This window comes from Pseudomonas sp. Irchel 3E20 (assembly GCF_900187645.1).
In the GTDB taxonomy this organism is placed as follows: domain Bacteria; phylum Pseudomonadota; class Gammaproteobacteria; order Pseudomonadales; family Pseudomonadaceae; genus Aquipseudomonas.
The window spans coordinates 124,836-145,234 of the sequence record NZ_FYEE01000001.1; the positions used below are offsets into that span (position 1 = coordinate 124,836).

At 63.0% G+C, this 20,399-nt stretch carries 13 protein-coding genes and 1 pseudogene; 7 read left to right on the forward strand and 7 right to left on the reverse strand.

Annotated elements, in window-relative coordinates:
* Positions 1–401 precede the first annotated feature (401 nt).
* Together CKW13_RS24905 and CKW13_RS24910 are read left to right on the forward strand one after the other, a co-directional pair.
* A pseudogene (locus CKW13_RS24905) lies at positions 402–605 on the forward strand (HAMP domain-containing protein); the annotation flags it as partial.
* A gap of 153 nt (positions 606–758) precedes the next feature.
* Complete coding sequence (locus CKW13_RS24910; protein ID WP_371856210.1) at positions 759–1,463, forward strand: methyl-accepting chemotaxis protein; 705 nt, start codon at positions 759–761, stop codon at positions 1,461–1,463.
* A 9-nt stretch (positions 1,464–1,472) separates the two neighbouring features.
* On the opposite strand, the gene CKW13_RS00530 is transcribed toward CKW13_RS24910, so the two are convergent.
* A complete protein-coding gene (locus CKW13_RS00530; RefSeq protein ID WP_095105923.1) occupies positions 1,473–2,249 on the reverse strand; it encodes a TatD family hydrolase in 777 nt (258 codons plus the stop codon).
* 2 nt (positions 2,250–2,251) lie between these two features.
* On the reverse strand, positions 2,252–3,247 hold the full coding sequence (gene cra, locus CKW13_RS00535; protein WP_095105925.1) for a catabolite repressor/activator: 996 nt from the start codon (positions 3,245–3,247) through the stop codon (positions 2,252–2,254).
* Between the two features lie 285 nt (positions 3,248–3,532).
* Here cra and ptsP point away from each other — a divergent pair, with 285 nt between their 5' ends.
* The 3 genes from ptsP to CKW13_RS00550 are packed head-to-tail and all read left to right on the forward strand — an operon-like array spanning position 3,533 to position 9,068.
* Positions 3,533–6,388 carry a phosphoenolpyruvate--protein phosphotransferase gene (gene ptsP, locus CKW13_RS00540; RefSeq protein ID WP_095105930.1) on the forward strand — a complete coding sequence of 952 codons (2,856 nt, stop codon included), beginning with the start codon at positions 3,533–3,535 and terminating at the stop codon, positions 6,386–6,388.
* Positions 6,388–7,329, forward strand: coding sequence for a 1-phosphofructokinase (pfkB, locus tag CKW13_RS00545; protein ID WP_095105938.1), 942 nt, complete (start codon positions 6,388–6,390; stop codon positions 7,327–7,329). The genes ptsP and pfkB overlap by 1 nt, the downstream gene beginning before the upstream one ends.
* An 11-nt stretch (positions 7,330–7,340) precedes the next feature.
* On the forward strand, positions 7,341–9,068 hold the full coding sequence (locus CKW13_RS00550) for a PTS fructose-like transporter subunit IIB (protein ID WP_095105940.1): 1,728 nt from the start codon (positions 7,341–7,343) through the stop codon (positions 9,066–9,068).
* A gap of 254 nt (positions 9,069–9,322) precedes the next feature.
* Here CKW13_RS00550 and CKW13_RS00555 read toward each other — a convergent pair whose 3' ends face one another.
* Positions 9,323–11,851 carry a sulfite reductase flavoprotein subunit alpha gene (locus CKW13_RS00555; protein WP_095106998.1) on the reverse strand — a complete coding sequence of 843 codons (2,529 nt, stop codon included), beginning with the start codon at positions 11,849–11,851 and terminating at the stop codon, positions 9,323–9,325.
* A gap of 207 nt (positions 11,852–12,058) precedes the next feature.
* Positions 12,059–14,407 (reverse strand): TonB-dependent siderophore receptor, encoded by a 2,349-nt coding sequence (locus tag CKW13_RS00560; RefSeq protein WP_095105941.1) that lies wholly within the window; start codon positions 14,405–14,407, stop codon positions 12,059–12,061.
* Positions 14,408–14,614: 207 nt separating this feature from the next.
* On the opposite strand from CKW13_RS00560, the gene CKW13_RS00565 reads away from it, so the two are divergent.
* Both CKW13_RS00565 and CKW13_RS00570 read left to right on the forward strand, forming a co-directional pair.
* Complete coding sequence (locus tag CKW13_RS00565; protein ID WP_095105942.1) at positions 14,615–15,295, forward strand: Fe2+-dependent dioxygenase; 681 nt, start codon at positions 14,615–14,617, stop codon at positions 15,293–15,295.
* Positions 15,296–15,298: 3 nt separating this feature from the next.
* Entirely contained in the window at positions 15,299–16,060 is a 762-nt protein-coding gene (locus tag CKW13_RS00570; RefSeq protein ID WP_095105943.1) for a tetratricopeptide repeat protein, read from the forward strand.
* 94 nt (positions 16,061–16,154) lie between these two features.
* Here CKW13_RS00570 and CKW13_RS00575 read toward each other — a convergent pair whose 3' ends face one another.
* The 3 genes from CKW13_RS00575 to CKW13_RS00585 form a co-directional block, all read right to left on the reverse strand.
* A complete protein-coding gene (locus tag CKW13_RS00575; protein ID WP_141233934.1) occupies positions 16,155–17,168 on the reverse strand; it encodes an alpha-xenorhabdolysin family binary toxin subunit B in 1,014 nt (337 codons plus the stop codon).
* Positions 17,169–17,236: 68 nt separating this feature from the next.
* A complete protein-coding gene (locus CKW13_RS00580) occupies positions 17,237–18,430 on the reverse strand; it encodes an alpha-xenorhabdolysin family binary toxin subunit A (protein WP_095105946.1) in 1,194 nt (397 codons plus the stop codon).
* A gap of 271 nt (positions 18,431–18,701) precedes the next feature.
* Positions 18,702–19,865 carry a type III PLP-dependent enzyme gene (locus CKW13_RS00585; RefSeq protein ID WP_095105947.1) on the reverse strand — a complete coding sequence of 388 codons (1,164 nt, stop codon included), beginning with the start codon at positions 19,863–19,865 and terminating at the stop codon, positions 18,702–18,704.
* Positions 19,866–20,399: the final 534 nt, after the last annotated feature.

The window sequence follows — 20,399 nt, forward strand, 5'->3', positions numbered from 1 at the left end:
CGCAAGTCACCCAGACCCTGGGCGAAGGCCGGGCCATTGGCAGTTACTCGTTGGGGCAGGGCTTCCTCAATTCCTCTTCCAGCACCCGTTTCGACGAAATTCTCCAGCAAATCGAGAAGCTTCACGCCGAGTACGGCCTCAAGGTCCAGGACGCGATCGGCGCCAGCCCTGCTGCCCGCAGCGCCCTGAGCGCCGAGGCCAATGCCAGCCAAAACTCCCTGAAGCAGGGCAGTGAGCTGTTTGAAGAACAGGTGATTATGGTCGATACCCTCGACGCACCCTGGCAGGCCTTTTACGACCAGGCCAGTACGTTGATGGCGCAGACCTACCAACTCAACGACAACACGCTGAAGTTCCTCGGCGTCGAGTTGCAGCAACGCTTGGCGCAAAACCGCACCCACATGGTGCTGCTGGTGGTGGCGTTGGCAGCGGTGTTCCTACTGATTGTCTACCTCTATGGCGGCTTCTACGCCTCGACCCGCACCACCCTGAGTCGCTTGGGCGCAGTGATGGACAAAGTGGCGGCCGGTGACATGACCGTCAGTTTCACCGCCCATAGCCGCGACGAATTGGGCGAGTTGGGCAAAGTGTTCAACGGCACCGTGGCCAAGATCCATGACCTGATCGAGTTGGTGGGCCAAACCGTGGTCGAGGTCGAGCGCCAGGCCGGGCAGGTGGAATCGGTCTCGGCCCAGAGCAACCAAGCGGTAGCCGGGCAGCGTATCCAGATCGAGCAAGTGGCCACGGCGATGAACCAGATGTCGGCCACGTCCCAGGAAGTGGCCCGCAGCGCGGCGGCGGCAGTCAGCAGCGCCCACAGCGTCAACGAAGAAACCGTCAGCGGCCGTGGCCTGGTGGCCTCGCAGCAGGGCAGCATTGCCCAATTGGCCGGCGAGATCGATCAATCGGTACTGGTGATTAATCAACTGGCCAGCGACAGCCAATCCATTAGCCGCGTGCTGGAAGTGATTAAAAGCATCGCCGAGCAAACCAACCTGCTGGCCCTCAACGCGGCCATCGAGGCCGCCCGTGCCGGCGAGCAGGGGCGAGGCTTTGCCGTGGTGGCGGACGAAGTGCGGACCCTGGCCAAACGCACTCAGCAGTCCACCGAAGAAATCGAACAAATGATCGGTAAGCTCCACACCGGTGTAGGCGCGGCGGTCAAGGCCATGGGCGTAAGCCATCAGATGGCCAATGGCACGGTTGGCCAGTCGGAAAAGGTCCAGCAAGCGCTGGAAAACATCCTCGGCGCGGTGGGCATGATCGTCGACCAGAACCAACAGATCGCCGCTGCCGTGGAGCAACAAACCGCCGTCGCCCACGACATCGACAAGAACATCGTCGAGATCAACCGCGCCGGCGAACGCACCGCCCAGGGCGCCCACCAGACCGAAGACGCCAGCCGTCAGCTGTCGGTGCAAGTGGTGCAACTCAAGCAACTGATTAGCGCGTTCCGGGTGTGACCCGCGCCGCTACCAGCCGAACACCGCGCAGGCATTGGCGGTGCTGGCCGCCGCCAAACGCTCGGGGCTGATGCCCAGGATTTCGGCCAGGGCGGTGCAGATGGCCGGCAGGTGCGCGGGGCTGTTGCGCTGGTTGGCGAACATCGCGGGGGCCATGTCCGGGGCATCGGTTTCCAGCACCACGGCTTCGAGCGGCAGGTCGGCGATGACTTTGCGCAGGCGCAGCGCCTGGGGCCAGGTGGCTGCGCCGCCCAGGCCCAGTTTGAACCCCAACTTGATGTACTCGCGGGCTTCCTCACGGCTGCCGGCGAACGCATGGACAATGCCGCCGCGCGCCAGGCGTAGGCGCTTGAGGGTGGCGATCACCGCCGCGTGGCTGCGCCGCACATGCAGCAGGGCCGGCAGTTGGAAGTCGGCCGCCAACTGCAATTGGGCCTCGAACAGCACCTGTTGGCGGTCGCGGTCCAGGTGCGGGAGAAAGTAGTCCAGGCCGATTTCGCCCACCGCGCAGAGCTGGCGCTGGCCACGCAGGCGTGTCAGCCAATCGCCCAGTTGGGCCAGGTCGGCGCTGCGGTGCGCGTCCAGGTACACCGGGTGCAGGCCCAGGGCCGCGTAGAGGTCGGCGTCGCTTTGCACCAACTCCCACACCCGCTGCCAATTGTCCTGATAGACCCCCAGCACCACCATGCGCCGCACCCCGTGGGCGCGGCACTCGGCGAGCAACGCGGGGCGATCTGCGTCGAAATCGGGGAAATCCAGGTGGGTATGGGTGTCGATCAGCTCCACGCTCACACCTCGACGATACGCTGCTTGAAAGTACGGGCGATGGCGTGCACGCCAGGCTGATAGTGCTGCTGTTCGATGGCGGCCACAGCCAGTTGCAGGGCGGTTTGCGCGATCAGTTGATGTTGCTGGGCCATGGCGTTGACCGGCAACGGTAAAAAGTCCAGCAACTGGGTGTCGCCGAAGGTGCCCAGGCGCAAGGGCCGCGATTGCAGCGGGAAGTCATGCAGGGCGTCGAACACCCCTTGCAGCAACACGTAGGAGGTGGTCACCAGCGCATCCGGCAAATGCCCCAGGCGTTGTAGCAGTTCTTCCATCAGGTGCTGGCCGCACTCGCGGCTGAAAGCGTCGCCCTGTTCGATCAAAATGTGCCCGTCGAACCCGGCCAAGGCCTGGTTGAAACCGGCGGTGCGGTCCTGGCTGATGCTCAGCTCCGGGCGTGCGCCGATCAGGGCGATATGCCGCAAGTGCGGCTGCAACAGGCTGCGGGTCAGGCTCAGGCTGGCGTCCTGGTCGTCGCTGCTGACCGAACAGAAGTGCGCCGGGTCCATCGCCCGGTCGATAGCGATGATCGGCAGGCCCTTGGCCTGGAGCTGGCGGTAGCTGTCGTCCTCGGCCGGCAGGCAACTGGCGACGAACAAGGCATCGCAGCGCCGCGCGCGGAACAGTTGCAGCAATTGCCGCTCGCTGTCCGGCGCGTCGTCGGAGCTGGCGATCAGCAATTGGTAGCCGCGGGCGCGGGCACCTTGCTCCAACAGCTTGGCGATGCGTGCGTAGCTGGGGTTTTCCAGGTCCGGCAGGATGAACCCCAAGGTTCGCGTGTGCCGGCTGCGCAGCCCCGCCGCTTGCGGGTTGGGTGTGAAGCCATGTTGTTCAACCACCGCTTGCACCCGCTCGACGGTGCTGCGGCTGATCCGTTGTTGTTCGGCTTTGCCGTTGATGACGTAGCTGGCGGTGGTCACGGACACACCGGCCAGTTGCGCGATATCACTGAGTTTCAAACCGGGTTTTCCTTATTGTGTGGCGCTTGTCCCGAGAGTTTGTCCAATCGTAACCGAAATCCGTAGCCGACCTAGGTCGCAGCTGTACCGACCGGCAGGGCTTCTAGGAAGATGGAATATGAAGTAACGTGCCGAGCATTCTAGATTAAACGTTTCAGCAGGCGTATTTTCAGCTGTTTGAAGCCGTGGGAAAGGTGCTGCCAATAAGCCATCCTGCGGCCGTGCTATCAAAACGCCTAATCTACAAAAATACCTAGCGCCGCCCGGCGCTGAATAGGAGAAAGCATGCTCGAACTCACCCTGGAGCAGATATCCATTGGCCAGTCGGCGGTGGATAAGCCCGCGGCCCTGCGGTTGCTCGCCGACAAACTGGTGGCCGATGGCCTGGTCGCCGAAGGCTATTTGGCCGGTTTGCAGGCCCGCGAGGCCCAGGGCTCGACCTTTCTCGGCCAAGGCATCGCCATTCCCCACGGCACCCCCGAAACCCGCCACCAGGTGTTCGCCACCGGCGTGCGCCTGCTGCAATTCCCCGAGGGGGTGGACTGGGGCGACGGCCAGATCGTTTACCTGGCCATCGGCATTGCCGCCAAGTCCGACGAACACCTGCGCCTGCTGCAACTGCTGACCCGTGCCCTGGGCGAAACAGATCTCGGCCAGGCCCTGCGCCGCGCCAGCAGCGCCGAGGCCCTGCTCAAACTGCTGCAAGGTGCGCCCCAGGAACTGGCGCTGGACGCGCAGATGATTGGCCTGGGCGTGTCGGCTGATGATTTCGAGGAACTGGTGTGGCGCGGCGCCCGCCTGCTGCGCCAGGCCGACTGCGTGAGTAACGGTTTTGCGGCGGTGCTGCAGCAAGTGGACGCCTTGCCCCTGGGCGATGGCCTGTGGTGGCTGCACAGCGAACAAACGGTCAAGCGCCCGGGGCTGGCGTTCGTCACCCCGGACAAACCCATGCGCTACCTGGGCCAGCCCCTCAGTGGCCTGTTTTGCCTGGCCAGCCTGGGGGAGGCGCATCAGGCCCTGCTCGAACGCCTGTGCGCGTTGCTGATCGAGGGGCGCGGCCATGAATTGGGGCGTGCCACCAGCCGTCGCGCGGTGCTGCAAGCCCTGGGCGGTGATGTGCCCGCCGACTGGCCCAGTGCCGCCATCGCCCTGGCCAACGCCCACGGCCTGCATGCGCGCCCGGCAAAAATCCTCGCCCAATTGGCGAAAAGCTTCGACGGCGAGGTCCGCGTGCGCATCGTCGACGGCCAGGACAGCGCCGTGTCGGCCAAGAGCCTGAGCAAACTGCTGAGCCTGGGCGCCCGCCGTGGTCAGGTGCTGGAGTTCAGCGCCGCCCCGGCCATTGCCGCCGACGCCTTGCCGGCCCTGCTCGCGGCAGTGCGCGAAGGCCTGGGCGAAGCGGTGCAGCCACTGCCCGCCGTCACCGCGCCAGCGCTGGCCGAGGCCGAACCCAGCCTCAGCGCGCCGGCCGCCGGCAGCCTGGTGCAAGGGGTGGCCGCCGCACCGGGCATCGCCATCGGCCCGGCTCATGTGCAGGTGCTACAACCCTTCGATTACCCCGTGCGCGGCGAAACCCCGGCGATTGAGCGCGAACGTCTGCAAACCGCGTTGGGTGCGGTACGTGAAGACATTCAAGGCCTGATCCAGCGCAGCAGCGCCCAAGCCATCCGCGAGATTTTCATCACCCACCAGGAAATGCTCGACGACCCGGAGCTGGCCGGTGAGGTCGGCAGCCGCCTCCAACAAGGTGAAAGCGCCGAGGCCGCGTGGCTGGGCGTGATCGAAGCCGCTGCCCGCCAGCAGGAAGCCCTGCACGATGCCCTGCTCGCCGAGCGCGCGGCGGACCTGCGCGACATCGGCCGCCGCGTACTGGCCCAGTTGTGCGGCGTGCCGGCAGCGGTAGAGCCGCAACAGCCCTACATTCTGGTGATGGACGAAGTCGGCCCCTCGGACGTGGCGCGCCTCGACCCAGCGCGGGTCGCGGGCATCCTCACCGCCCGGGGCGGCGCCACCGCCCACAGCGCCATCGTCGCCCGCGCCCTGGGCATTCCGGCCCTGGTCGGCGCGGGCGCGGCGGTGTTGTTGTTGGCGCCGGGCACGCCGTTGCTGTTGGACGGCCAGCGTGGGCGCCTGCACGTTGCCCCGGACGCGGCGACCTTGCAGCGCGCCCAGCACGAACGTGACCACCGCGAACAACGCCTGCGCGCCGCCGCCGAGCAACGCCATCAACCGGCCCTGACCACCGACGGCCACGGCGTCGAAGTGTTCGCCAACCTCGGTGAAAGCGCCGGCGTGGCCAGCGCGGTGGAGCAGGGCGCCGAAGGCATTGGCCTGTTGCGCACCGAACTCATTTTCATGGCCCACCCGCAAGCCCCGGACGAAGCCACCCAGGAGGCCGAGTACCGCCGTGTGCTCGACGGCCTCGGCGGGCGGCCCCTGGTTGTGCGCACCCTGGATGTGGGCGGCGACAAACCGCTGCCGTATTGGCCCATCGCCAAGGAGGAAAACCCCTTCCTCGGCGTGCGTGGCATTCGCCTGACCCTGCAGCGCCCGGCCATCATGGAGGCGCAATTGCGCGCCCTGCTGCGGGCCGCCGACCACCGGCCGCTGCGCATCATGTTCCCCATGGTCGGCAGCGTCGAGGAGTGGCGCCAGGCCCGCGACATGACCGAGCGCCTGCGCCGGGACATCCCCGTGGCCGACCTGCAACTGGGGATCATGATCGAAGTGCCCTCGGCGGCGCTGCTGGCCCCGGTGCTGGCCCGCGAAGTGGACTTTTTCAGCGTCGGCACCAACGACCTGACCCAATACACCCTGGCCATCGACCGTGGCCACCCTACGCTTTCGGCCCAGGCCGATGGCCTGCACCCGGCGGTGCTGCAACTGATCGACATCACCGTGCGCGCCGCCCACGCCCATGGCAAATGGGTGGGGGTGTGCGGCGAACTGGCGGCCGACCCGCTGGCGGTGCCGGTGTTGCTGGGCCTTGGGGTGGATGAGTTGAGCGTCGCGCCGCGCAGCATCGCCGAGGTCAAGGCGCGGGTGCGCGAGTTCAGCCTGGTGCAGGCGCAAACCCTGGCCCGGCAGGCCTTGGCCATGGGCAGCGCGAACGACGTGCGCCGCCTCGTGGAGGCGGTGTAATGGCGCGCATTCTCAGCCTGACCCTCAACCCGGCGCTGGACCTCACCGTGCAACTGGGCCAACTCCACCTCGGCCAGGTCAACCGCAGCGAGGCGCTGCACAGCCATGCCGCCGGTAAAGGCCTGAACGTCGCCCAAGTGCTGGCCGATTTGGGCCATCAGCTTACCGTCAGCGGTTTTCTCGGCCGGGCCAACCCGCAAGCCTTCGAGGCCCTGTTCGCCCGCCGTGGCTTTGTCGATGAATTTGTCCGCGTGCCTGGGGAAACCCGCAGCAACATCAAATTGGCCGAGGGCGACGGGCGCATCACCGACCTCAACGGCCCGGGGCCGCAGGTCAGCGCGGCGGCGCAACAGGCGTTACTCGATTGCCTGGATCAGATCGCCGTCGGCCATGACGCGGTGGTGGTCGCCGGCAGTTTGCCCCGGGGCGTCAGCGCCCAGTGGCTGCGGGCCTTGCTCCTGCGTTTGAAGGCGCTGGGCTTGAAAGTCGCCTTGGATACCAGCGGCGAGGCCCTGCGCGAAGGGCTGGCGGCGGGGCCGTGGCTAGTAAAACCCAACGCCGAAGAACTGGCCCAAGCCCTGGGCGTGGCCGTGGCCTCGCCGCAGGCCCAGGCCGCAGCGGCGCGGCGCCTGCGCGCCGAAGGGGTGGAACACGTGGTGATTTCCCAGGGCGCCGAAGGCGTGGACTGGTTCAGCGCCGCCCCGGCCTTGCGCGCCGTGCCGCCCACGGTGAGCGTGGCCAGCACCGTCGGCGCCGGGGACTCCTTGCTCGCCGGCATGCTCCACGGCCTGCTCAGCGGCCACGACGCCGAGCAGACCCTGCGCACCGCCACGGCCATCGCGGCGATGGCGGTGACGCAAATCGGTTTCGGCATCACCGGCACTGCGCAGTTGGCGCAACTTGAACAGGGCGTGCGCGTGCGCCCCCTGACCGAACAATAAGAGGGTCGCCCATGAAGTTAGCCATTGTTACTGCCTGCCCCAATGGCATGGTCACCAGCGTGCTGTGCGCGCGTTTGTTGGAAGCGGCGGCCCAGCGCCAGGGCTGGAGCGCCAGCGTTGAAGTGCATGACGCCGCGCACCCTGAGCGCCAGTTATCGGCGGCCACCCTGGACGCGGCCGAGTGGGTGCTGGTGGTCAGCAGCGGTGCGCTGGACATGACCCGGTTCGTCGGCAAACGGGTGTTGCAGTGCACCCCGGCCCAGGCCTTGCAGGACGTGGACGCGGTACTGCGCCGGGGCGCCACGCAGGCCCAGGTGTATGCGGCGCCGGCCAGCGCTGTGGCCCCCACCCAGGCCCCGCGCCTGGTGGCGGTGACCGCGTGCCCCACAGGCGTGGCCCACACCTTCATGGCCGCCGAAGCCTTGCAGCAAGCGGCCAAGCGCCTGGGCTATGAGTTGCAGGTGGAAACCCAGGGCTCGGTGGGCGCACGTAACCCGCTGAGCAGCGAGGCCATTGCCCAGGCTGAGGTGGTGCTGCTGGCCGCCGACATTGAAGTGCCCACCGAGCGCTTCGCCGGCAAGAAGATCTATCGCTGCGGCACCGGCATCGCCCTCAAACAGGCCGAAGCCACCCTCAACAAAGCCCTGGCCGAAGGCAAGCTGGAAAACGCCGCGACTGCCGCCAGCGGCCCGGCCAAAACGGAGAAAACCGGGGTCTACAAGCATTTGCTCACCGGCGTGTCGTTCATGCTGCCGATGGTGGTGGCCGGGGGGCTGTTGATTGCCTTGTCCTTTGTGTTTGGCATCAACGCCTTCAAAGAGGAGGGCACCCTGGCCGCGGCGCTGATGCAGATCGGTGGCGAGAGCGCGTTCAAGTTGATGGTGCCGCTGCTGGCGGGCTACATCGCCTATTCCATCGCCGACCGCCCGGGGCTGGCGCCGGGGATGATCGGCGGGTTGCTGGCCAGCACCCTGGGCGCGGGGTTTATCGGCGGGATCATCGCCGGGTTCCTCGCCGGTTACGCGGTGCAGGCGATCAACCGCTGGGTGCGCCTGCCGCAGAGCCTGGAAGCGCTCAAACCGATCCTTATCATTCCGCTGCTGGCCAGCCTGTTCACCGGGTTGGTGATGATCTATGTGGTGGGCAAACCGGTGGCCGGGTTGTTGGCGGGCCTGACCGCGTTTCTCGACAGCATGGGCACCACCAACGCCATCCTGCTGGGCGTGGTGCTGGGGGCGATGATGTGCGTCGACCTCGGCGGGCCGATCAATAAAGCGGCTTATGCGTTTTCCGTGGGGTTGCTGGCCTCCCAGAGCTACGCGCCGATGGCTGCCACCATGGCGGCTGGCATGGTGCCGCCCATTGGCCTGGGTATTGCCACCTTCCTGGCCCGGCGCAAGTTCGCCCAAACCGAGCGCGAGGCGGGTAAAGCGGCGTTTGTGCTGGGGCTGTGCTTTATCTCCGAAGGCGCCATCCCGTTCGCCGCCAAAGACCCCTTGCGGGTGATCCCAGCGTGCATCGCTGGCGGCGCGTTGACCGGGGCGCTGTCGATGTACCTGGGCTGCAAACTGATGGCGCCCCACGGGGGGCTGTTTGTGATGCTGATCCCCAATGCCATCAACCATGCGCTGGCGTACCTGCTGGCCATCGTGGCCGGTAGCCTGTTGACGGCGGTCAGCTACGCCCTGCTCAAGCGCCCTCACACCCAGGAGCTGGTGCTGGCCCCGACCGCCCCGTAGCCAGCAGTGCGGGCTTTATCGTGAGCAGGCACTGCTGAGGCTTGGCACCCAATCTCCTGTAGGGGCGGGCCGGCCCGCGATAGCGGTGGGTCAGGCAACCCTGCCGTAGCAGGCTGTCCGCCATCGCGGGCAGGGCCCACTCCCACAGTGGAACTGTGGGAGTGGGTGGGGTTTTGATTTTCCCTCTGTGGGAGCGAGCCTGCTCGCGATGGCGGCATGCAGTAGGGACAGCTGCTCCCACAGAGGCCCGCCGGTCAGTACACGTCGCGGCGGTAGCGGCCCTGTTCGGTGAGCCGCTCTACGGCGTCATCGCCGAGTACCTCGCGCAGTACCTGGTCCACGCCCGAGGCCATGCCTTGCAGGCTGCCGCAGACGTAGATCGCGGCGCCGTCGGCGAGCCATTGCTTGAGCGGTTCAGCGGCGTCACGCAGGCGATCCTGAACGTAGATTTTCTTCGCCTGATCGCGCGAGAAAGCCAGGTCCAGGCGTTGCAGGTCACCCTCTATCAGCCAATTCTCCAGTTCGCCTTGGCAATGGAAGTCGTGGGCGCGGTGGCGTTCGCCGAACAGCAGCCAGTTGGCCTGTTGGCCGTCGGCGATGCGTGCCTTGAGCAGGCTGCGCAACCCGGCCAGGCCCGTGCCGTTGCCCAGCAGGATCATCGGCAGCGGTTCGCTGGGCAGGTGAAAGCCGCTGTTGCGCTGCACCCGCAGGTGGAGGGCGCTGCCCACCGGGGCATATTCGGTGAGCCAACCGGAGCCCAGGCCGAGGCTGCCGCTGGCGTGGCGTTCCTGGCGCACGAGCAGTTCCAGCACGCCGTCGGCGGCAATCGAGGCAATCGAATACTCGCGCGCGGCCAGGGGCACCAGGGCATCGACCAGGGCTTGGGCATGCAGGCCGACGAGGTGGCTGCGGTTTTCCGGTAACTGGCGGGTGGCCAGGGCCTGTTCCAGGGTTTCCAGCAAACCGTCCAATTGCACCGTGCTGTCGCCGCGCACGCCGAGGCCATCGAGCAAATGCTCCACGGCCCACGGGCAGTTGCGTGGCAGCACTTGCACCAGGTCACCGGCCAGCCAACTGCGCTTGCCCGGTGGCGTCAGCCCCAGCAGGTACACACCTGCGCCGCTGCTGTCGGGGTTGAGCAAGGTGCGTTGGCTCAGGGTCCAGGGCTCGTAGCTCGGCGCTTGCCAGAGGTCGGCCGGGGCGTGCCCGGTCAGTTGCCCCAGTTGCTGCTGCCAGTGGCGCAGGGCGTAGGCGTCGGCGCTGTCCACGTCCACCGGGGCGAACAGGGTGCTGGCGCCATGGTTGCCGAGCCAGGCGTGCAGGCGCCGGGCAAAGCCGCAGAAGTGCGGATACTGGCGGTCGCCCAGGCCCAGCACGGCGTACTTGAGGTGGCCCAGGCCCAGGGGTTGGCCGAGGATTTTGCGCTCAAAGCCGCGGGCGCTGTCCGGCGCTTCGCCGTCGCCGAAGGTGCTGACCACAAACAGGGCATGGCTAGCCCCTTGCAGGGTTTGCGCGTTGACGTCTGCCAGCGGCACCACCTGGCTTGCTACGCCCGCCGCTTGCAGTTGCCCGGCGGTTTGCCAGGCCAGTTGTTCGGCAAAACCGCTTTGGCTGGCAAACCCGATCAGCCATGCCGGGGCGTTGCTGGCGCTGGGGGCCAGGGCTTGGCGGGCTTGCTTGATCTGGCGTTTCTTGCGGCGCCGGTCCAGATATAGCAGCCAACCGGTAATAAAGAACAGCGGCATGCTCAGGGCGGCGAGGGTCACCAGAATGCGCCCGACCAGGCCGAAGTAGCTGCCCACATGCAGGGCATAAATGCTGGCCAACAGTTGCGCCTTGAAGCTTTTATCGGCGTAGCGCTCGTGGCGGCTAACCACGCCGGTGGCCGGGTCGATGCTCAACTGGTTGAGCGCGCGGTCGTGGGGCGAGGTCTTGAGCAGGTAGAACACTGTCGCCGGTTGCCGGGGGCCGGCGGGCATGCGGATGTTGTAGGTGCTCAGGCCCGGGCCGGCGGCGCTGTAGAGGCTGCTCCACAGGGCAGCGTAGTCGGCGCTCGGCGGCGGGCCGGCCGGTGGCGCACCGCGCCCGCCCTTGCGCATCTGCGCGTTGGGGGTGTCCGACAGCAATTTGTTCAAGCCATTGCTGTACCACTGATAGGACCAGGACAGCCCGGTCAGCGCCGCCAGCAGGTAGAACACCAGGCACCAGGTGCCGGCGACGGCATGCAGGTCCCAGTTGAAGCTGCGGCCCTTTTTCGCCCAGTCCAGGGTCAGCCAGGCGCGCCAGTTGCCGACCTGGCGCGGCCAGCGCAGGTACAGGCCCGAGAGGCAGAAGAAAATCAGGAGCAGGGTGCAGGCGCCGGTGATTTGCCGGCCGGTGTCGCCCATGGCCAGGAAGCGGTGCAGTTGCAGCATCAGGCCGAAGAAGCCTTGGCCACGGGCCTCGCCCAGGAAGTCGCCGGTGTAGGGGTCGAAGTAGCGCATCTCACCGCGCCGCTCCCCCGCTGGCGGGGTGAAGAACACCTTGGCGGCGTTGCCGTTTTCGGTATCGACCCACAGCATGGAGACTTTCTTGCCCGAGGCGCCTTCGACCTTTTCCACCAGTTGCACCGGTGGCAACACCCCCGCTACCTGCTTCTCGACGTGCAGCACCTGGGGGTTGAGCGCACGCAGGATTTCGTCCTGAAACGACACTGCCGCCCCGGTGATGCCCATCAAGGCCAGGACCAGTCCGGCACTGATGCCAAAGAACCAGTGCAACTGGAACAGGGTTTTCTTCAACACATCCACCGCCTCGCCCGTGTGGGCCCATTTTTCACGGCGCGCATTATGCCGTGGGGTTTCGAGAAACATTCTTCTTTACACACAAAAGCCCCACGCATTGGGGGGCGTGAGGCTTTGGCCGTCGCAAGCGGGTTTGCCCGCGCTCTTGTGCCTAGTTCGACACGGGATGAGGGCCGCTGCGCAGCCCGCTTGCTACCGGCTGACCCATCAGAAATGGAAGTTGGTGCTGATTAGCGCTGTACGGCCCGGTGCCTGGTTGGCGAAGTGGGTCGAGAAGGCCTTGTCGTAGTAGCGCTCGTCCGTGAGGTTTTGCACGTTGAGTTGCAGGTCGACGTTCTTGGTCAGCTTGTAGCTGGCCATGGCGTCGTAGCGCACATAGGAATCGACCATGGTGGTGTTGGCCGCACTGCCGAACACTTCATCGACGTAGAACGCGCCGCCGCCCAGGGTCAGTTTCGGGGTGACGTTGTAAGTGGTCCACAGGCTGGCACTGTTGCGCGGGGTGTTAGGCAACTGGTTGCCGTCGTTGGCTTTGTTCACGTCGCCGCCATCGACCTGCTTGCCGTCCATGTAGGCGTAGCCGGCGAACACTTGCCATTGCTCGGTGAGTTTGCCGCTGGCCGACAGTTCCAGGCCATCCACACGGGTGGTACCGACGTTCTCGTAGGAGGTGGTATTGACCTGGACGCGGGCGTTGTCTTTCTCGGTGCGGAAGATTGCAGCGGTCAGGGACAGGCGATCGTGGAACAGGTCCCACTTGGTGCCGATCTCGTAGTTACTGGTTTCTTCAGGTTCCATGTCGCTGCTCAGCAGGTTGCCGGTGCGGTCGCTGCTGTTGGGCAACAGGTTGCCTTCCATGCCTTCGCCCAAGGTCGCACCCGGTGGCGTGGCCGAGGTGGCGTAGGAGGCGTAGATGCTGCCGTTCTCGGTGGGCTTGAACACCACGCCGAACTGGCCGGTGACGAACTCGCTGGTGTCCTTGCCCTTGGCGACCACGCCGTTCTTGTTCACCAGGGTGGCGCCGTTTTTGTCGTAGCTGTCGTATTCGGTGTCGAAGTGGTCGTAGCGCAGGCCCATGTTCACCAGCCATTGCGACGACAGCTCGAGGGTGTCGAACACGTAGATCGCCCGGGTTTTGCCGGTGGTGTCGGTGCCGGCGCGGTTGCGCGAGATGGCGCCGTTCCAGTTGTCGTTGGGGTTCGGGTTGCTCAGGCTGGTGCAGTTGAAACCGCTGGGCGTGCCGATCATCGCCGGGGTGCACTTGGAGCTGTTGTCCGCCGGGGTGGAGCCGGGGGTGGTGTCGGTATCGACGTTGTACGAGCTCTTGACGCTCTTCTCGCGGCTCAACTCGATACCGGTGGAGAAGCTGTTCTTGAAGCCGGCGATGTACACGTCACCAAACAGGTCGGTCTGGTTGGTGGTGGTGGCGGTGTTACTTACGCGGCTGTTGATGCGGCGCCACACGGTGCCGTTGTTGACGTTGCCCTTGCTGTCGTCGGGCTGGGTCAGGATGTAGTCCTGCAGGCTGTTGCCGTGGCGCAGGGTGTTCTTGACGGTTAGCGCGTCGGTGAGGTCATGCTCGATGGCGAAGGTGGTGGTGTCGGTGCGGGTCTTGCGGAAGTCGCGGTTGGCCAGGCCATAGAAGTTGCTGCTGTCGCCACCGGCCCAGGGTTTGTCCGGGTTGGATTTGTTGCGGTCGGCAGGCTTGCCCGACGCCGGCATGGTATACGGCACGCCCGAGTCGGGCAGGTCGTTGCTTTCGAGGTGGTAGTAGTCGAGGTTGACGCGGGTGTCGGTGCCCAGGCCAAAGGCCAGCGATGGCGCGATGCCCCAGCGGTCGTAGTCGACTTTGTCGCGCCCGGCGACGTTGCTTTCGTGGCTCATCAGGTTCAGGCGCCCGGCGGCGGTGTCCGAGAACTGGTAGTTGCCATCGAGTGTGTAGCGCTGGGTCTGGTCCGAACCCCAGGTGAAGCCGCCATCGAAGCTGTTGCCCAGGTGTGCTTTTTTGCTCACCAGGTTGATGGTGCCGCCGGCCGCGCCACGCCCGCCAATGGCCGAGTTCGGGCCTTTGCTCACTTCGATCGATTCCACGGCGAAGATCTCGCGGCTCTGTGAGCCGGTGTCGCGCACGCCGTCCAGGTAGGTGTCGCCCTGGGCGTCAAAACCACGGATGAACGGGCGGTCGCCCTGGGGGTTGCCGCCTTCGCCGGCGCCGAAGGTGATGCCCGGCACGGTGCGCAGGGCGTCCTGCATCGACAGCGCGCCGGTGTCCTTGAGCACTTGCTGCGGGATCACCGTGACCGAGCGCGGCGTGTCCACCAGTGGCGCGGTGTATTTGGGCGACGAAGCCTTCTGCACTTGGTAGGAGGTTGGCTCCTGGAATTCACCCACCACAGGGGTGGCGTCCAACGCGATGGCGTTGCGCGGCGCCTTTTCATCGGTCTTTTCGGCGGCGTGGGCCATGTGGGCCGCGGATGTGGCGGTGAGCGCCACGCCAATGGCCGAAGCGAGTAGACGCGGTGAGCTGACAGGCAGTTGTGGTAGTTGACGCGACATGTGAATTCCCCTCCCCAAGGATTTGAGGCCGCGGAATATAGGTCAAACAAGTATCGGTATCAATTGAGAGGCATTGCTATTTGCACTGAATTTACGTTCTTTACAATTGGCCTTTACGGTTTTTACATTCTCGTTCGTCTATGGCGTTTTACAGGGCCAATAAGAATCAATACCATTGCGCTCCTTTCGCTCTCAGGTGCCCGCGCCATGTTGCTGCATATCCCCGGTCTGTTTTCCCGTGACGAGGTGGCCCGTATCCGCGAGGCCCTGGAAACCGCCGACTGGGCGGACGGCAAGATCACCGCGGGCTATCAGTCGGCCAAGGCCAAGCACAACCTGCAATTGCCCGAAGGCCACCCGCTAGCCAAGGAAATCGGCGCCGCCATGCTCGAGCGCCTGTGGCAGAACCCGCAGTTCATGTCGGCGGCGCTGCCCCATAAGGTCTTCCCGCCGCTGGTCAACTGCTACACCGCGGGCGGCAGTTTCGATTTCCATATCGACAACGCCGTGCGCCAGCCCCGGGGCAGCGCCGAGCGGGTGCGCACCGACCTGTCCTCGACCCTGTTCTTCAGCGACCCGGACGAATACGACGGCGGCGAGCTGGAAATCCAGGACACCTACGGCACGCAACGGGTCAAGCTGCCGGCCGGCGACCTGGTGCTGTACCCCGGCACGAGCTTGCACAAGGTCAACGCCGTGACCCGTGGCGCCCGCTACGCCTCCTTCTTCTGGACGCAAAGCCTGGTGCGCGAAGACAGCCAGCGCGCCTTGCTGTTTGAAATGGACGGCGCCATCCAGCAACTGACCCAGGACCTGCCCGACCACCCGTCGCTGATCCGCCTCACCGGCACTTACCACAACCTGCTGCGGCGCTGGGTCGAGGTGTAAGCCGTGAATTTTCAACTGCGCCGCGAGGAAGTGCTGAACCTGGCGCAACTGCGGGCCATGCTGGCCGAGAGTCCGGTGCGCGCCGCCCAGGCGATTCTGGTGGCGGCCCGGGCCAATGTGCCCGACGCCCAGGCCTTGCTCGGGCAGATCCTCCTCGACGGCCAGGGCATCGAAAAAGACCCGGCCCTGGCCCTGCGCTGGTTTGGGATCGCCGCCAATGGCGGCCACTTGATGGCACGCAACATGCTCGGCCGTTGCCATGAGCACGGCTGGGGCTGCACCGCCAACGCCAGCGTTGCCGCCGGCCATTACCGCCGCGCCGCCGAGGCCGGGCTGGACTGGGGCCTGTACAACTACGCCAACCTGTTGGCCACCGGGCGCGGGGTGGTGCAAGACCAGGCCCACGCCCTGGCCTGCTACCGCCGCGCCGCCGAACTGGGCCACGCTAAATCCATGAACCTGCTGGGGCGCTACCTGGAAGAGGGCCAGCACTGCCCGGCCGACCCGGTCGCGGCGTTGGAGTGGTACCGGCGCTCTGCCGAGGCAGGGGATTTTCGCGGGCAATTCAGCTATGGCGTGGTGATGGTAGAGCGGGGGCGGATCGAGGAAGGGCTCGTTTGGTTGCGCCAGGCCTTGGTGCTGGGCAACTTGAATTTCTTACGGGTTGCCAGCCAGGCCCTGGGCCAGGCACCCCAACCGCAGGTCAGGGCCTTGGCCCAGGAATATGCGTTGCGACGGATACAGCTGGAGCACTTGCAAGCCTGAGGCTCAGTGGCGGGGCGGTTCCCCATCCTGGGGCAAGGCAGAGTCTGCACCGCTCTGCCCTTGCCCCCAGATAATTACTCTGAGGTTGCCGAACTTAAGTTCGCCACTGTGCTCGCAGCGTCTCCAGGTGTTTGCGCAACAATGCCGCGTGCACGACGAATGTTTGTATGGTTGCTGCACGATCGTTGGTAGGAACCGCTCCAATAATTTCTAGGAACTTATTTACTGACTCGGCGATCGTTCCAGCTTCCCGCTCATAGGCCTCCCGGGGAGTGACGATACTTTGTACTTCGATCAGTTGCTCTTTGCGTTGTACGTAATCCTTAATGGTGTTGTTGGTTGTGGCCAGATCCTGGCGCCGTGTATCCAGGCGCATTTGCACGCTCTTCCTGGCTTCAATAAGATGGCTGTATTTCATCGCCTCGCTGACTTTGTCCAGCACTTTTGCGGTAATGCTCAGTGCGGCTTTAATCAACTCGATCTTCGGGTTGGTTAAATTGGCACCCGCCAAGGATTCGGCCGTTAGCAATAAATCCTTGAGAATACCGAAGACGTCCTTGGCCTCAATGATTTTAATTGCCTCATTCAGGCCAAGTTCGTCACTTTCCAGTTCCTCGATGGCTTTTACTAGTTGTTCCTGGCGTGGAGTCTGGGCAGCGATGTCTTTTTCGAGTTCTTTGATTTGGAAGTCATTATTGGTAAGGGTGACTGCCTTGAGGTTATGTAACGCATTGTTTAGGACGGCAGATTGGGGCTTGATCGAGGATAGGCTTGCATTGGTCAGGCGTTGGATCTCGGCGTAGAGCGATGCCGCTGCTTCTTTCTGTTGCTCGGAAGGCGTGCCACTTTCCAGCGTTACGACAGTGTTGTACAGCTCGCTTACTTGATCGTGTTCCAAGAACGAAGGGGCGATGGTGAGCATGTCCAATAGGTGTTTGTCGGTGTTGTTCAACTCCTGCCTGAAACTCTCTAGCTCTTCTGCCAGGACCGGAAGATAAATAGTGCTCAAAGATCTGATTTTATTTTGGATTTCGGTTTTGCTTGCATACATGCTAGCCAGGTCGGGGGTTGGATATTTGAAGGTGGTATCAATACTTTTGATCGTCATAAGGTTCTCGCGTTTTATCAGGGTGATGGTGTTGAATAGTCGCCTTAGAGGCATGAGTTAATTGAGTGTTACTGTTCTTCCACTACGTTGTTGAAGGCGGTCAACAAGTCGAAGGCGTGGGTTTTTATCGAGGCCCAGTTGTTCTTCATCTGGTTAAGGCGGCTAACGAATGCCACCAGGAACATGGCATTGGTTACGCCATCCAGCTGGCTGCTGGAGGTGCGCACGTAGTTCTCGATCAGGGCCCATAGGCTTGCCAGGTTGCTCGAGCCGCTGGCGGCGTGGTTGACTCTCAGTTGGAGGTCTTGCAGATGGGTTTCTTGCTCGCGCAGCAAAGCAAGTATGCTGTCGTGTACTTTGATCTCTCTTTCGAGCTCGAACTTATCGGCGGTTAGGGCCTCCGCTTCTTTTCTGGCTTCGGTGGCTTTACCTCCAAAAATTGTACTGGTAATGAGAAGACCTACTGCGCCGCCAAACAATCCCCACCACTTGTCACTGCTGTGCTTTTGGGCTTCGGCGCTTTTCTCTTCAATTCGCTCTTTAAGGACATCCAGCCTCCTGTTCAGTTCGATGGCTTTATCATCGGTCAGGCGACTGGAACTCAAGGCGATTTTTCTAGCCAGAGTCGGGCTGATTTTATTTTGTATTTCGGTGTTGAATGTTTCGATTTCTGCTTTTACGGTTTTAGTGCTTTGGCTGTGTTGCGTTATCACTTGTTTCAAATCATTGACGAGTTCGGCAAGCGGTAGAAGCCGGTGTTGTTCATTTTCCTTAATGCGCAGTTCCGGTAGTTTATCGATCTCCTCGGGAGAGAGGTCGCCAACTTTGCCTGTTGCTTCCAGGTAGCTCGGCAAGCTTTTCAGATAGGTGGTGATTGCATCGCAACTCGTCGTAAAGTTTTCGGCAAATATGTGAAGGTCAGAGCCCACGGTCCTCATGTTCTTTTCAATACTGTCCCATGTATGGGCATGGTCATTGATGGTCTTGTACAGCACTTGCATGTCTGCTGATTTGAGGCCCGCGACATCGAGTGTGTCGTAGTGAAACCTTTGTTCGATCTCCCCAGTGTCGGTGGGGAGTTCCAACGCTACTTTTATATAGCGTTTGATTTTTCGGATGTCGTCGTTAGTCACCAGCAACCCAGGGGCGCGAGTAACGCCGGGTAACTTTCCTGCGGTGGCTTTTACGTAGTCCTGGGTCAGCTGATTAAAGTTTTCTGCTGAAATGTTTTCTATTTCTTTTAAAGCTTGGTTGTTTAGCATGTGATTACCTTTGAATGAGTGGTTTACAAAATCAAAGGTAGTCGCGGATTTGCTGGAGGATAAATTTAAAAGAATTTCAGTTTATGTATTTGTAACGGAAAAGTTTTCAGATATTTAGTTGAGCGTATTAGGTAGGGGTTCAGTGTCTTGTTTGTCGTAGTCCTTTTGTGGAGTGGAGGGGGAATGTTATCGGGGGAGGTTGGGAAAATTCGCTGGCCATAAAAAAAGCCCGTGAAATTCACGGGCTTTTTTAGGTGTGGTGTACAACGTCTTACATATAGAACGACTTCAACGGTGGGAAGCCATTGAATTCCACCGCGCTGTAGCTGGTGGTGTAGGCGCCGGTGGAGAGCCAGTAGAGGCGGTCGCCGATGGCCAGGTTCAGCGGCAGGCCGTACTTGTAGTTCTCGTACATGATGTCGGCGCTGTCGCAGGTTGGGCCGGCGATCACCACTTCTTCCATTTCGCCTTTTTTCTCGGTCCAGATCGGGAACTTGATGGCTTCGTCCATGGTTTCGATCAGGCCGGAGAATTTGCCGACATCTGTGTACACCCAGCGCTCGACCGCGGTGCGCGACTTACGGGCCACCAACACCACTTCACTGACCAGGATGCCGGCGTTGGCGATCAGCGAACGGCCCGGTTCCAGGATGATTTCTGGCAGGTCGTCGCCGAAGTCTTCCTTGAGGAAACGGATAATCTCCTGGGCATAGGTTTCCAGGCTGTTGGTGCGGGTGATGTAGTTGGCCGGGAAGCCGCCGCCCATGTTGATGAGCTTGAGTTCGATACCGTCTTCTTCTTTCAAACGCTCGAAGATCACCTTGACCTTGGCGATGGCCGCGTCCCAGACGCTGATGTCGCGCTGCTGCGAGCCCACGTGGAACGACACGCCGTACGGCACCAGGCCCAGGTCGCGGGCGAGGATCAGCAGGTCCATGGCCATGTCGGTCTGGCAGCCGAACTTGCGCGACAAAGGCCAGTCAGCGGTGGTCGAGCCTTCGGTGAGGATGCGCACGTACACCTTGGAGCCGGGCGCGGCCTTGGCGATGTTGCGCAGGTCGGCTTCGGAGTCGGTGGAGTACAGGCGCACGCCCTTCTCATAGAAGTAGCGGATGTCCTTGGATTTCTTGATGGTGTTGCCGTAGCTGATGCGGTCGGCGCTGACGCCGCGGCCCAGCACTTTGTCCAGCTCATAGATCGAGGCGATGTCGAAGCTCGAACCCTTGTCCTTGAGCAGGTCGATGATCTCGACGGCCGGGTTGGCCTTGACCGCGTAGTAGACCTTGGCGAATTCGAAACCGGCGCGCAGGTCGTCGTAGGCCTGGCTAATCATCGCGGTGTCGATCACCACGAACGGGGTTTCTTGTTGGTCGGCGAAGGCCTTCATTTTCTGGAAGGTATCGCGCGCGAAATAGTCTTCGACGTTGATCGACATGCTGGGAACTCCTAGTGGCAAACGTTAGTAATCAATGGGTGCAAATGAACGTCCTCCGTATCCCCACTTTGGTTCGCCTACTTCCCAAGGCATGTCGCCGAAAGCAAAAAGGCCATGGGCGGCGTGGCTGCCCTTGGCCTTGCTGTCTCGTCGTCAGTACTTGAGCCGGATGGATCGTTTCCAGCATGGACGTTCGGCGCGAACTTTAGGGCGTGAGGGGTTTGAGATCAACAAAAAATGTCGCGGTTTTGCACGGTGGCGTCCGGCACCGTGGCACCAGCCTGTTTTAACCGACCGGCGTGACAGGCAGTCGTTCCCTGCAACAGCCCAACGTAGGCGTGGACACTCAGGGCTGGTGGCCTTTTCTCATTAGTTTGTCTGGTGATGTTGGATGCGCCAACTATCCATAATTAATATAAAAAAAGGCGCCGAACTGTAACTTCTGACAGTAGCCAGGGTGCGCGGTGTCACTAATACTCAGGGTGCAAATTGGCTGAGTAAAACAATCTGGCGGTTTGTGAATGTTTGTTATTG